The 12547-nt window shown below is 66.3% G+C and carries 13 protein-coding genes; 1 reads left to right on the top strand and 12 read right to left on the bottom strand.

Features of this window, described 5'->3' with window-relative positions; all coding sequences use genetic code 11:
• The 8 genes from EOA29_RS10970 to EOA29_RS10935 all read right to left on the bottom strand — a co-directional run.
• On the bottom strand, window positions 1–859 hold an 859-nt coding region (locus tag EOA29_RS10970; RefSeq protein WP_145969657.1), incomplete at its 3' end, for an ABC transporter ATP-binding protein.
• Entirely contained in the window at window positions 856–1656 is an 801-nt protein-coding gene (locus tag EOA29_RS10965; RefSeq protein ID WP_126091830.1) for an ABC transporter permease, read from the bottom strand. The genes EOA29_RS10970 and EOA29_RS10965, both read right to left, overlap by 4 nt.
• Window position 1657: 1 nt before the next feature.
• Complete coding sequence (locus EOA29_RS10960) at window positions 1658–2518, bottom strand: ABC transporter permease (protein WP_126091831.1); 861 nt, start codon at window positions 2516–2518, stop codon at window positions 1658–1660.
• Between the two features lie 59 nt (window positions 2519–2577).
• Window positions 2578–3582 (bottom strand): ABC transporter substrate-binding protein, encoded by a 1005-nt coding sequence (locus EOA29_RS10955; protein ID WP_126091832.1) that lies wholly within the window; start codon window positions 3580–3582, stop codon window positions 2578–2580.
• 66 nt (window positions 3583–3648) lie between these two features.
• Window positions 3649–5121 carry an aldehyde dehydrogenase gene (locus EOA29_RS10950; RefSeq protein WP_126091833.1) on the bottom strand — a complete coding sequence of 491 codons (1473 nt, stop codon included), beginning with the start codon at window positions 5119–5121 and terminating at the stop codon, window positions 3649–3651.
• A 12-nt stretch (window positions 5122–5133) separates the two neighbouring features.
• Entirely contained in the window at window positions 5134–6171 is a 1038-nt protein-coding gene (locus EOA29_RS10945) for an LLM class flavin-dependent oxidoreductase (RefSeq protein ID WP_126091834.1), read from the bottom strand.
• Entirely contained in the window at window positions 6168–7955 is a 1788-nt protein-coding gene (locus EOA29_RS10940) for an alpha/beta fold hydrolase (RefSeq protein WP_126091835.1), read from the bottom strand. Before EOA29_RS10940 ends, EOA29_RS10945 begins: the two co-directional genes overlap by 4 nt.
• On the bottom strand, window positions 7948–8535 hold the full coding sequence (locus EOA29_RS10935; RefSeq protein WP_126091836.1) for an amino acid synthesis family protein: 588 nt from the start codon (window positions 8533–8535) through the stop codon (window positions 7948–7950). Before EOA29_RS10935 ends, EOA29_RS10940 begins: the two co-directional genes overlap by 8 nt.
• A 133-nt stretch (window positions 8536–8668) precedes the next feature.
• On the opposite strand from EOA29_RS10935, the gene EOA29_RS10930 reads away from it, so the two are divergent.
• Entirely contained in the window at window positions 8669–9343 is a 675-nt protein-coding gene (locus EOA29_RS10930; protein ID WP_126091837.1) for a GntR family transcriptional regulator, read from the top strand.
• Here the strand turns inward: EOA29_RS10930 and EOA29_RS10925 are convergent.
• From EOA29_RS10925 to EOA29_RS10910, 4 genes are all read right to left on the bottom strand, one after another.
• Window positions 9340–9846 (bottom strand): L-2-amino-thiazoline-4-carboxylic acid hydrolase, encoded by a 507-nt coding sequence (locus EOA29_RS10925; RefSeq protein ID WP_126091838.1) that lies wholly within the window; start codon window positions 9844–9846, stop codon window positions 9340–9342. The two genes, EOA29_RS10930 and EOA29_RS10925, sit on opposite strands and share 4 nt — an antisense overlap.
• A 63-nt stretch (window positions 9847–9909) precedes the next feature.
• Window positions 9910–10686, bottom strand: a complete 777-nt coding sequence (locus EOA29_RS10920) for an ATP-binding cassette domain-containing protein (protein WP_126091839.1) — start codon at window positions 10684–10686, stop codon at window positions 9910–9912.
• On the bottom strand, window positions 10683–11696 hold the full coding sequence (locus tag EOA29_RS10915; protein ID WP_127220889.1) for an ABC transporter ATP-binding protein: 1014 nt from the start codon (window positions 11694–11696) through the stop codon (window positions 10683–10685). The genes EOA29_RS10920 and EOA29_RS10915 overlap by 4 nt, the downstream gene beginning before the upstream one ends.
• Window positions 11693–12523 carry an ABC transporter permease gene (locus EOA29_RS10910; RefSeq protein WP_127220888.1) on the bottom strand — a complete coding sequence of 277 codons (831 nt, stop codon included), beginning with the start codon at window positions 12521–12523 and terminating at the stop codon, window positions 11693–11695. Before EOA29_RS10910 ends, EOA29_RS10915 begins: the two co-directional genes overlap by 4 nt.
• Window positions 12524–12547 lie beyond the last annotated feature (24 nt).

Here is a 12547-nt window from a genome sequence, read left to right as displayed (position 1 = left end):
CTTCCGGCCGCACCATCAGCCTGGCCTTCTGACCGCGGTCGAGCTTGTGGGTCGCTTTCACACCCTTGACGATCGAGCCATCGGACAGCCGCACCACGGCAGCGCCATTCTCGGTTTCGAGATGCTCGACGGCCAAGAAATTGGAATTGCCGATGAAGCCGGCGACGAATTCGTTCGCGGGCCTCAGATAGAGGTCCTCGCCGGTGCCGATCTGCGCGATGCGTCCGCTCCTGAACAGGGCGATCCGATCGGAAAGATGCAGAGCCTCCTCCTGGTCGTGCGTGACATAGAGGATGGTGACGCCTGTCTCGTGGTGGATGCGGCGGATCTCGGCCTGGATTTCCTGGCGCAGCTTCTTGTCGAGCGCCGACAGCGGCTCGTCCATCAGAAGGATCGGCGGATCGTAGGCGAGCGCGCGGGCAAGCGCCACGCGCTGCTGCTGGCCACCCGACAGCGCGCCCGGATAGCGGTCGGCGAAACTGTCGAGGCGCACCAGCGCGAGCATGTCGGCGACCTTGCGCTTCACCTCGCTGTCCGGCCTGCGGCGCACGCGCAGCGGAAACGCCACATTCTCGGCAACGCTCAGATGCGGGAACAGCGTGTAGCGCTGGAAGACCATGCCGATGTTGCGTTTGTGGGAAGGCACTGCGAGCAGTGACTTGTCTTCAAGCAGCACGTCGCCGGAGGTCGGGTCCTGGAAACCGGCGATCGCATAGAGCGTCGTCGACTTGCCGGAACCCGAGGGTCCCAGGAACGTCAGGAATTCGCCCTTGGGCACGTCGATGGTGACGTCATGGACGGCGACGAAGCCGCCGAACGTCTTTCTCACCGCGCGTATGGAGAGGAATGGCCGGGTCATCTGGACAGTTTTCTGCGAAGGAGTGCGGTCACGATCATCAGGCATAAGGTGAGGCCGACGAGCAGGCTGGAGGCGGCGGCGACGACCGGGCTGAGGTCGGCGCGCAGGCTGCACCATATCTTGACCGGCAAGGTGTGCAAGGTGGGGCTTGCCATGAAGATCGCCACCACCACCTCGTCCCACGAGGCGAGGAAGGAAAAGATCGCGGCCGAGAAGATGCCGATGCGGATCGAGGGCAGCGTGATCCTCAGCCTCGCATGCAGCGGGCTGGCGCCGCAGACGATCGCCGCGTCCTCGATGGATTTGTCGAAGCCTTCGAGCGCGGTTGCGATCGGAATGATGGCGAAGGGCAGCGCCAGGATGGTGTGGGCGATGACAAAGCCGATCGTGGTGCCGGCAAGGCCGATGCGCAGGAAGAAGGCGTAGATGGCGATGGCGAAGACCACGACCGGCAGCACCATCGGTGTCAGCAGCAATCCGCGCAGCAATTGCCGCCCGGGAAACTCGCCCCTGACCAGGCTGAAGGATGCAAGCAAGCCGATCAGCACCGACAAGATTGCGGCCATCGCAGCGATGCGCGCGCTGGTCAGCGCCGCGTCGATCCAGGCCGGGTCGGCCAGCAATTCCTGGTACCATTTCAGCGTCCAGCCGGGCGGCGGGAAGGCCAGCCAGCGCGACGAGCCGAACGACAAAAGGACGATGAAGACCACCGGCAGCAGGAGGAAAGCGGCGACCAGCGCGGTGAAGCCGGCAAGTGCTGCGCGCAGCCATCCAAGCCGGTCGTAATCGAGCAGCATCTCAGAGCCCTCCGGCCAGACGTCGGGCGCCGACGAGGCGAAGCTGGATCGCATAGAGCGCCATGGTGACGACAAGCAGCACGAAGGCGGTCGCGCTGCCCAGCCCCCAGTTGAGCAGCGACTGCACCGTCTGGGCGATCATCTCGGCGAGCATCATGTTCGACGTGCCGCCGAGCAGCGCAGGCGTCACGAAATAGCCGAGCGACATGACGAAGACCATCAGCCCGCCGGCGGCGATGCCGGGCAGCGACAGCGGCAGCAGGATGCGGCGGAAGGCCTGGAGAGGGCTTGCGCCGCAAAGGGCTGCGGCGCGCAGCGTCATCGGGTCGATGGCGCGCAGCGTGCCGACCAGCGGCAGGATCATGAAGGGCAGCATGATGTAGACCATGCCGATGGTGACGCCGGTCAGATTGTTGATGAGCGGCAACGGCTCATGGATGATGCCGAGGCTCATCAAGGCACGGTTGATCACGCCGGTACGCTGCAGCAGCACCATCCAGGCATAGGTTCGGGTCAGCAGATTGGTCCACATCGAGAGGATGATGATGCCGAAGACGACCGAGCCGAGCGCCGGCGGCATGATCGCCAGCATCCATGCGACAGGAAACGCCACGACGATAGTAACGATCGTAACGACGGCGGCGACGAGAAAAGTGTTGAGGAACACCCGTACATAGGTGCCGCTGCCGAAAAGGGCGGCGTAGTTCTGCAGCCCGGGCTCAGGCTCAGTGACGCTGCGCAGCAGCAAGGCGACCACCGGCACGATGAAGAACAGGCCGACCAGCGTCAGGGCCGGCAAGGCGCCGCCGCTGCCGGCCGGCAGGCCGGCAAAGGATTGGCGTCTGAAAGCAGTTCCCGTCATGGAAACGTCCCGTCTTTCAAGCGGGGCGCTGTTGCCGCGCCCCGCTCTTGTCATGGCGGCTACTTGGTCTGCCAGGCGTACCAGCGCGTGGCGATCTCGTCGCGATGCTCGGCCCAGTAGTTCATGTCGAGATTGATCTGGCCGTCGACATGGGCGTCGGGCAGGCCCTTGACCACGTCCGCGGCCATCTCGGCCTTGGCCTTGGTGTTGATCGGCGCGTAGCCGCTCGCTTCGGCGAACTTCGCCTGGCCGGTCGGGCTGGTGGCGGCGGCGAGGAACTTCATGGCGCTGTCCTTGTTCTTGGCGCCCTTCGGGACGACGAGAACGTCAGCGGCGGTGAGGTTCTGGTTCCAGGAGACGCCGACATCGGCGCCGTCCTTCTCCAGCGCGAAGACACGTCCGTTCCAGAGCTGGCCGAAGGCAGCCTCGCCCGAAGCGATGAGCTGCTGCGACTCGGCGCCACCACCCCACCAGACGATGTCCGACTTGATGGTGTCGAGCTTCTTGAAGGCGCGGTCGAGGTCGAGCGGGTAGAGCTTGTCGGCGGGCACGCCGTCGGCGAGCAGCGCGATCTCGATCACGCCCGGCGCCGACCATTTGTAGAAGGTTCGTTTGCCGGGAAACTTCTTGGTGTCGAACATGTCGGCCCAGCCCGTCGGTTCGCCCGAAACGGTGCCCTTGTTCCAGGCGAGAACGAAGGAATAGTAGAAGCTGCCGACGGCGTGCTCGTTGCTGAAGCGCGGGTCGAGATCGGCCTTCGGCACGGCGGCGAAGTCGATCGGCTCGAGCAATCCGTCCTTCGCCGCCTTGATGGCGAAGTCCATCTCGACGTCGACGACGTCCCAGGTGACGTTCTTGGCGTCGACCATGGCCTTCAGCTTGCCGTAGTCGGTCGGGCCGTCCTGCAGCACCTTGATGCCGGACGAGGCCGCGAACGGCTCCGCCCAGGACTTGGTCTGCGCCTCCTGCGTGGTGCCGCCCCAACTGGTGAACACCATTTCGTCGGCCTTGGCGGCGGTTGCCGCCAGCAGTCCGGCGAGAACGCCGGCTAAGATCAGTTTCATGTCATTCTCCTCTGATTTCTCTGTTCCGTTTCTTGTTCTTGTCAGTGCATCCTCGTCATGCCGTTCTCAGCGCATGACGAAGGGATCAGGGATCGGCTCGTCCGAGGTCTTGATCCAGACCGATTTCGAGCGCGTGTAATCGCGGATGGCGTCCAGCCCGCCTTCGCGGCCGAGGCCCGACAGGCCGTAGCCGCCGAAGGGCACGAGCGGCGAGACCGCCCGGTACGTGTTAACCCAGACGACGCCGGCATGGATGTCGCGCGCCATGCGGTGCGCCTTGCCGAGATTGGAGGTGAAGACGCCGGAGGCGAGGCCGAAGGGCGTGTCATTGGCGAGCGCGAGCGCCTCGGCCTCGGTGTCGAAGGCAAGCACGCTGAGCACCGGGCCGAACAGTTCCTCGCGCACGCAGGGCAGGTTGATGTCGCCGGCATCGATGATGGTCGGCGCGTAGTAGAAGCCCGCGCCGATGTCCGGGCGCTTGCCTCCGGTCACGAGCGTGCCGCCCGCGGCGAGGCTCTCGGCCACGACCTTCTCGATCCAGTCGCGCTGGCGCAGCGTGGCTAAAGGCCCCATTTCGGTGGCCGGATCCTGTGGGTCGCCGATGCGGATCGCTTCGGCTTTTTGCTTCAGCCGACCGAGGAACTCCTGCCTCACCGAACGCTCGATGAGCAGCCGCGAGCCGGCGACGCAGCTCTGCCCGGTCGCGGCGAAGATACCGGCGACGACCGCATTGGCGGCGCTGTCGAGATCGGCGTCGGCGAAGACGACGACGGGGCTTTTGCCGCCAAGCTCAAGCGTCGTAAAGGCGAGGTTCTCCGCCGTGTTCCTGACGATGGCGCGCGCCGTCGACGGGCCGCCGGTGAAGGCGACGCGCGAGACCAGCGGATGGCTGGTCAGGCGCCGCCCGCATTCCTGGCCGAAGCCGGTGAGGATGTTGACAGCGCCGGCTGGAAAGCCGGCTTCGCTGACCAACTCGGCAAAGGCGAGCAGCGGCGCCGGGCCGTCCTCGGAGGCTTTGAGCACCACCGTGCAGCCGGCGGCCAGCGCCGGACCGAGCTTGACCGCCGAGAGGAAGAGCTGCGAGTTCCACGGCACCACCGCGGCAACGACGCCGATCGGCTCGCGGCGGATGGTGACGTCGAGATCCGCCTTGTCGATCGGCACATGCGCGCCTTCGTGCTTGTCGGCGAGCCCACCATAGTAGCGGTAGTAGTCGCCGACATAAGCGATCTGGGCGCGGGTCTCGCGGATGATCTTGCCGGTGTCGCGCGTCTCCAGCTCGGCCAGGCGCCCGGCATTGGCGGCGACGAGATCGCCGAGTTTCACCAGCAGCTTGCCACGCGCGGTTGCCGTCATCGACGCCCAAGGTCCGGAGCGCAGCGCGCGGTGCGCCGCCTCGACGGCGCGGTCGACGTCGACTTCGGTCGCCGCCGGCATCTTCGCCCAAGGCGCGCCGGTCGACGGATCGATGCTGTCGAAGGTCGCGGACGGCTCGTCGAAGCGGCCGTCGATGAAGTTCCTGAAAAGAGCGTCGGTCATGGAGGCTCGCGATCAGATAAAGGCCGGCATCACCCGGTCGATGAACAGTTGCAGAGATTTCTTCTTGCGCTCGTGCGAAAGGCCGCTGTCGATCCAGATCGAGTACTGGTCGTAGCCGAGCGTCTCGTAGGCCTTCAGCCGGCCGATCACCTCATCCGCCTCGCCGATCACCAGGTTCTGGCGCATCTTGTCCGGCGCGTATTGCGGCATGGCGGCAATCTCGTCGGCGGTCAGCGGCTCCAATATGCCCTGATGCACCGGCTTCTTGTTCTGGAACCAGGCGCCGAACTGACAGTAGAAGGTCGATAGATCCTGGCTGAGCCGATCGGCGTCGGCCGCATTCTCGGCGACGAATGTGTGCATCAAAAGCATGATCTCCGGCCGTTCGATGTCCGGATGCGCGGCGCAGGCGGCGTTGAAGCGCTGCATCAGGCTTGCGACCTCGTCGTCGCCGGAGGCCAGCGGCGTCACCTGCACCTTGCATCTGTTGGCGACGGCAAAGTCGTGCGAGTTCGGGTCGCGGGCAGCCACCCAGATCGGTGGGTAGGGTTTCTGCAAGGGCTTGGGCGAGGAGGTGGTCGGCGGGAACTGCCAGAACTCGCCGGCGTGCTCGTAGTCGCCGTCCCAGAGGCCGCGGATTGCGGGTATGATCTCGCGCATGCGCTGGCCGGCGCCCCAGGCATCGAGCCCCGGGAAGACGCGCTGATATTCGTAGCTGTAAGCGCCGCGCGCGATGCCGACATCCAACCTGCCGCCGGTGACGAGGTCGGTCATGGCCGCCTCGCCCGCAAGCTTGATGGGGTGCCAGAAGGGCGCGATGATGGTTCCGGTGCCGAGGCGGATGCGGTTCGTTTTGGCCGCCAGATAGGCGATGTTGATGAACGGATTGGGCGAGATGGTGAATTCCATCCCGTGATGCTCGCCGATCCAGGCCGTCTCGAAACCGGCCTCTTCGGCGAGCAGCACCAGCTCTCCCAGCTCGTCCAGCAGCTCCGAATGCGGCTTGGCGAGATCCGAGCGTTCCATATGCACGAAGAGCGAGAACTTCATCCCTGGTCACCTGGATTGAGCGAAGCGACTTCGGCCCGAGCGAGCGGCCGCACTTCGCCTTCGAGTTCGTTGCCGACATAGACGCCGAATGCATCTTCAGTGCATTCGCGCACATAACGGGCCAGCATCGAGCGAATCGCCGGGTCGGCGATCTTCAACCCGTCGATCGCGTCGATGTCGATCAGCCGAATGCCGCGATCGCTCGACGCCGGCACATCGAACGTGCCACGATAGTAGACATGGGTGCGCGAAGCGTTGCCTGCATCGTCCCAGACGGCGTACAGGAAGCCGAGATGGGCCTCGATGGCCTTTGCGGCAAGAAGTCCGTTGAGGCTCTTGCCGTCGCTTGCCGAGCCAAGGCCCCGGCCACGCGGCAGGTCAAGGAAGCCATCCGCCGTTTCGAGAAACAGGATGCGGCCGCCATTCTCGAGGATGGCGCCGACATCGGTGCCGGGCTGGGCGGCGGCGAGCGCCTCCTGGCTGAGGCCGGGCGTGATGTAGGCGCCGCGGCAATAGCCGAGGGGCTGCGCGGAATTGTGCTGGAAATCGCGGACACGGCCGATGAGGATCGAATGATCCCCCGCGTCGACCAGCCGCTCCATGTCACAGTCGAAGCAGGCGACCGAGCCGTCCAGAATGGGGCTGCCGGTCTGTCCCGGGCGCCAGTCGACCGAGGCGAACTTGTCCGGCGCTTTCGAGGCGAAGATGCCGGAGGCCGCTTTCTGGCCCTCGTTCAAGATATTGATGGCGAAGCTCTTCGAGGTCGCGAACACCGGGTGCCCCAGCGCCTTATGGGCGATGCAGACGAGCACCAGCGGCGGATCGAGCGATACCGAGGTGAAGGAGTTGGCGGTGAAGCCGCGCGGCTCGCCTTCCAGACCGATGGTGGTGACGATGGTGACGCCGGTCAGGAAGGAGCCGAGCGCGCGCCGGAACTCGCCACTGTCGAAATCGGTGACCGCCTCCGCGACTTCGCGTTCCTGAAGGAAGTCGGCGATGTGGCGTGTGGTCAGATCAGGCGCCGCCACCGCCATCATATGCCTTTCACCAGGCAGCACGGTGCAGCGGCCATGCGGCGCGAGCCTGGCCATGGCGGCCGACATCGCCGGCGAGGAGTTTTTGTCTTCCGAGCCGGTGATGAACAGGGCCGGCACGGCCAGCGTCGGCAGGCGCTCGGCGTGGTCGGCATCGGCACGGGCGAATAGGCGGTAGGTGCGGGCATAGCCTTCGGGGTCGACCTCGCCCAGCGCCGCCGCCGTCTTCTCGGCCGCCGCGGTGAGTCCGGCCGGAACCGGATCGCCAAACCAGCGCGCGATGGTCTGCGCAGCGCCTGCCGCGTCGCCGCGACCGGTGAGCGCGGCGGCGCGCTCGCGAACGGCATCGGCGAGTTCAGGCGGCCGGCGGAACACGGCGTTGAGCGAGACGATGCGGCCGACGCGCTCCGGCGCGAGCAGAGCAAGCTCCTGCGCGACGAGCGCGCCCATGGAGTGGCCGACGACCGACACGCTTTTTAAGCCGAGATGATCGAGCAGCCGGATCGCCTGCCCAGCATAGTCGGCCAGTTCCGGTGTCTGCGGCGGCAACGGCGAGCGGCCATGACCAAGCATATCGATGGCGATGACGTCCCAGCGATCCGCCATCCGCTCGATCTGCGGCCGCCAGATCGCCGCGTTCATGCCGACGCCGTGAATGAAGAGCACCGGCGCGCCCGATCCGGCGCGGATGAAGCTGGTGCCGTCGGGCGCGGTACCCTCAGTCCACTCAGCTGCGACGGCGTCAGCCATGCAGGTCGCCCACTTCCTTGAGATCCTGATAGCGATCGCCGATGCGGTGATGCGGACGGCCGCCGATGGACGCGCCAAGCGCTACCACCAGCTCGTCCGGCGCCGGCGCGTCGCCTATCTGGAAATGCACGGTCAGATAGTGCGAGCGCCGGCCTTCGTCATTCTTGTCCATCAGCGGGATCATGATCGGCGTGTTCGGCCCGCCGCGCAGATTGGTGAAGGCAAGATAGGTCTTGGCGCCGACGGTGCGGCGATAGTGGTTGCCGAAATGCAGCGTGTGGATCAGGGCCGAGGCGTGCTCGATCTCACCCGACGTGCCGCAGATGGCGGCCTTGCCGTAGCCCTCGATCGCCTCGCCCGAGCCGGCGACGGCAAGGATCTCACGGGTCAGGGTCTCTCCCAGCACCGGCGCACAGGCGCGGATTTCGGGCGAAAGATCCTCGGTGAAGCCGCGTCCTGCCCAGGGGTTCGTCAGCACTGCGGCGACGCCGATCAGGCGCAGCGGCCTGGGCGCCGCCTTGCCGCCTTCGATCAGCGTGTTTTCGGTGTAGGTGACGATCTTGCGAATGGCCGGCTGCATGGAAACCTCTGTCGAGCGGCGCTGCGGAATAGCGTCACCTTCTGTGTCTTATGGTATACCATACTATGGAGCACCAAATACCTTGTCAACCGGCCATGGAATCTGTTTTTGTGGCGACGCAGGGAGCAAGCACATGCAGGACGACACCCTTCGCATCGATCGCAGCGCCAAGACCTTGAGAACATTGGCTCTCGAGCGCATGCGCGAGGCCATAATGGATTTTCATTTCCAGCCCGGCGAAAGGCTGGTCGAGCGGCCGCTTTGCGACCAGCTCGGCGTCAGCCGCTCAGTCGTGCGCGAGGTCTTGCGGCAATTGGAGGCCGAGGGACTCGTGCAGATGATCCCCGGACACGGGCCGGCGGTGGCGCGGCCGGATCTCGGCCGCACTGACGAGATCTACGAGCTCAGGGCTCTTCTCGAAGGGATCGCGGCGCGCGCCTGCGCGCTGTCGGCAACCAATGGGCAACTAGCGATACTGGAGCATGCTCTCAGCGAGCTCTTCGAAGCCTGGGCCTCGGGCAAGCCGCCGGCGGTGATGCGCGCGACGACGAAGTTCTACGAAGCGCTGTTTGAAGCCGCGGACAAGCGCGTCGCCTGGGAGATCGTGAGCGGGCTCAACGTGCGCATCAACCAGCTGCGCTCGATGACGATCGCCTCGGCGAACCGGCGCGAGCCGGCGATCGCCGAAATGAACGCGATCATGAATGCGATCAGGGCGCGCAAGCCCGAGGAGGCCGAAGCGGCGGCGCGGCGGCATGTCGAGTCCGCGTGGAAGATCGCCCGCACGGCGCTGCAGCCGAATGGTTAGACTGTGTCCCGGTTGGTCAGCGCGATGTGGCAGCAACCGGAGCCGTGGCCTGGCGTCCAGGTGACGTTGGCGAAGCGCACGCCGGTCGCTTCGAACAGGCCGCGGTCGAAGGCGCCGGCGATGCGGCAGAGCGTGGCGAGCTTTTCCTCGCCGACACCGGCCTCGACCCAGGCATCTTTCAGCGGGCAGCGCTTCACCTTGAAGGCGATGTGGTCCGGTCCGTGCTCGACATGGGTCGGGTACATGCGACCGCCATCCGGGCTTACGGCGAGGAACGCCTCGCCGATCGCCAGCGCGTCGTTGGGGCCGAAGCCGGCGAAGGCCGTCGCAGCGACCTCCCGGCCGCGCTTTTCGATGGTGCGGATCATGACCGCCTCGGCCTTCTCAGCGCCTAGCTCGGTGGTCAGCTCATCCAGGAAGAGGCGATAGAGATCGGCCCGGTTGCGGAAGGCGGAATCGAGCTCACGCGACAGTTTTTCGGCTCTGGTTGCGGGGTCGGTCATGATGCGTCCTGATTTACTGCTTGACCATGATCTTGTCCGCAAACCGGGTCCCACTTTGCGGGATCATGGTCGGGTCCCGTCTAGTCTCGGCGTTGCCGCCACCAGCGCCTTGCCGATCGCCGATTGCGGCGACGCGATCACGGTGCGGGCATCGCCGCTCTCGGCAACCCGGCCGGCATCGAGGATGACGACGCGATGTGCGACGGCGCGGATGACGCCGAGGTCGTGCGAAATGAAGAGATAGGCGATCCGTTCCTGTCTTTGCAGGTCGAGCAGCAATTCCAGGATCTGCCCGCGCACCGATACGTCGAGCGCCGATACCGCTTCGTCCAGCACGATGAGCGATGGCCGCGTGGCGATGGCGCGGGCGATCGCCACGCGCTGCCGCTGTCCGCCGGAAATCTCGTGGATGGCGCGTCTGGCGAGGCCGGCGTCCAGACCGACGCGCTCCAGAAGCGCGGCGATGCGGCGAGGGCGCTCGGCGCGCGAGGCGATGCCGTGGATGCGCAGGGGATCATCCAGCACGCGCGCCACCGTGGCGCGCGGGTTGAAGGCGGCGTGCGGATCCTGGAACACCATTTGCAGACGGGCGCGGCGAGCGCGCAGCGCACCGCTTGAGAGCGAAAGGAAGTCCGCGCCTTCGAACTCGATACGCCCGGCGTCAGGCTCGATCAGCCGCAGCACCAGCCGCGCGATGGTCGACTTGCCGCTGCCCGACGGACCGGCGAGCGCGAGCGTCTCGCCCGGCCCGATCTCGAAGGAAACGTCGTCGACCGCCGCAAAAGGCTTGCCGCCGCGCCGATAGCGTTTGGTGAGATTGGAGACGGCCAGCACGCTCATGCCGAAGCGCCCTGCCGGTCAAGCAGCGGCTCGGCGTCGAGGCCGAGATGGGCATCGAGCAGCGCGCGGGTGTAGGCATGGCGCGGCGCTTCGATAGTCTGGCGAGTCTCGCCGAACTCCACCAATTCGCCACGGCGCAGCACCGCGATGCGCTCGGCAAGCGTGGCTGCGAGCGCAATGTCGTGGCTGATGAAGAGCAGCGTCATGCCGTCCTCCGCCACCAATTGGCGGATCAAGGCGACGATCTCGGCCTGCACGATGGTGTCGAGCGCGCTGGTCGCCTCGTCGGCGATGAGCAGTTTCGGTCCGGCCGCGATTGCCGCCGCGATCGCCACGCGCTGCTTCTGGCCGCCGGAAAGCTGGTGCGGATAGGCGCGCAGCGCGGATTCTGGGTCGGGGAGGCGGACGCGTTCGAGCAGGGTTTTGGCCTTGGCATAGGCTTCAGGCCAGGTCAGGCCGAGATGGGTATGCGCAACTTCCGCGATCTGCTTGCCGATCGGCATGACGGGGTCGAGGCTGGAGGCGGGGTCCTGGAAGACGAAGCCGATGTCGCGGCCGAGGAGGGGGATGTTGTTATCGCCAATCGCGGATAATCGGCGTTCCGTCACACCCCCCTCTGCCCTACCGGGCATATCCCCCGCAAGGGGGGAGATTAGGTCGTCATCTCCGCCTTCGCCAATCTCCTGCGTCGCAGCGAGAGGGCCGGCAGTGGAACTGCCAATCTCCCCCCTTGCGGGGGAGATGTTCGGCAGGACAGAGGGGGGTGCGAAGGAACGAGGCCTCTGTAATCGGCTTGTTGGCCATTCGATCGCTCCGCCCACAAGGGCTGACCTCGCCAGCAACCCCGCCACCGCCAGCGCCAGCGTGCTTTTGCCCGAACCGCTTTCACCGATGATCGCCAGCCGCTCGCCTGCTTCAACATCGAGGCTGATGCCGTTCAGCGCCGCCACCTCGATGTTGTCGCGACGGTAGCGCACCGTCAGATCGCGGATCGACGGCAGCGCCGTCATGACAGGCTCCTGCGTACCGCGGTGCTTTCGACCACGCCTTCTCCGGCGAGATAGACGCCGAGCACGGTCAGCACGAGTGCCACGCCCGGAATGATCGACAGAAAAGGCGCGGTGCGCAGCACCGCTCGGCCCTCGGCGATCATGCCGCCCCACGTGACGCGGTTGGGGTCGCCGAGGCCGAGGAAGGAAAGCGCGGCCTCGGTGAGGATCGCCGCGGCGACGATCACCGAGGACAGCGCCAACACCGGCGGCAAGGCGTTGGGCAGCACCTCGCGAAAGGCAATTTCCAACGGATGCATGCCGATGACGCGGGCGCCGGCGACATAATCGCGCTCGCGGATCGACAGCACATCCGCGCGCGCAACGCGAGCAGGGCCGGTCCAAGCGCCGAGCGCGATAGCGGCCACGACGACGCCGAGCGAGGGGCCGACGATGCTGACGAGAGCCAGCGCGAGAAGAAAGCTCGGCACGGTCTGGAAGGCGTCGGTGACACGCATCAGCACTTCGTCGACGAGGCCTCCGGCAAAGCCAGCCAGCGTGCCGATCACAGCTCCGATGAGCAGCGCCGCGGCGGTGGCCGCCAAGCCGACGGCCAGCGAGGTGCGGGCGCCGTGAAACAGCTCGGCCAGCACGTCGCGGCCCAGCCGGTCGGTGCCGAGCGGCAGCGACCAGTCCTGGAACGGCGGCAGCAGCGCCGGACCGGCGATCGCCTGCGGATCGCGCGGGAAAAGTAGCGGCGCCGCCAGCGCCATGGCGACGAGCAAGGCGAGGATTGCCGCGCCGGCAACCGCTTCCGGCGTGCGGAAGATGCGGCGTAACCGGCTCATAGGCCGGCCTCGCTGGCGCCGACG

It is taken from the genome of Mesorhizobium sp. M1E.F.Ca.ET.063.01.1.1 (genome assembly GCF_003998155.1).
Classification (GTDB): Bacteria; Pseudomonadota; Alphaproteobacteria; order Rhizobiales; family Rhizobiaceae; genus Mesorhizobium.
The sequence above is the reverse complement of the archived record's forward strand: the minus strand, read 5'-3'. Positions and strand labels throughout refer to the sequence as shown.

Coding starts and splice junctions, on each gene's coding strand:
- EOA29_RS10965 (WP_126091830.1), bottom strand. CDS start 1,656: ATGCTGCTCGATTACGACCGGCTTGGATGGCTGCGCGCAGCACTTGCC.
- EOA29_RS10960 (WP_126091831.1), bottom strand. CDS start 2,518: ATGACGGGAACTGCTTTCAGACGCCAATCCTTTGCCGGCCTGCCGGCC.
- EOA29_RS10955 (WP_126091832.1), bottom strand. CDS start 3,582: ATGAAACTGATCTTAGCCGGCGTTCTCGCCGGACTGCTGGCGGCAACC.
- EOA29_RS10950 (WP_126091833.1), bottom strand. CDS start 5,121: ATGACCGACGCTCTTTTCAGGAACTTCATCGACGGCCGCTTCGACGAG.
- EOA29_RS10945 (WP_126091834.1), bottom strand. CDS start 6,171: ATGAAGTTCTCGCTCTTCGTGCATATGGAACGCTCGGATCTCGCCAAG.
- EOA29_RS10940 (WP_126091835.1), bottom strand. CDS start 7,955: ATGGCTGACGCCGTCGCAGCTGAGTGGACTGAGGGTACCGCGCCCGAC.
- EOA29_RS10935 (WP_126091836.1), bottom strand. CDS start 8,535: ATGCAGCCGGCCATTCGCAAGATCGTCACCTACACCGAAAACACGCTG.
- EOA29_RS10930 (WP_126091837.1), top strand. CDS start 8,669: ATGCAGGACGACACCCTTCGCATCGATCGCAGCGCCAAGACCTTGAGA.
- EOA29_RS10925 (WP_126091838.1), bottom strand. CDS start 9,846: ATGACCGACCCCGCAACCAGAGCCGAAAAACTGTCGCGTGAGCTCGAT.
- EOA29_RS10920 (WP_126091839.1), bottom strand. CDS start 10,686: ATGAGCGTGCTGGCCGTCTCCAATCTCACCAAACGCTATCGGCGCGGC.
- EOA29_RS10915 (WP_127220889.1), bottom strand. CDS start 11,696: ATGACGGCGCTGCCGTCGATCCGCGATCTGACGGTGCGCTACCGTCGC.
- EOA29_RS10910 (WP_127220888.1), bottom strand. CDS start 12,523: ATGAGCCGGTTACGCCGCATCTTCCGCACGCCGGAAGCGGTTGCCGGC.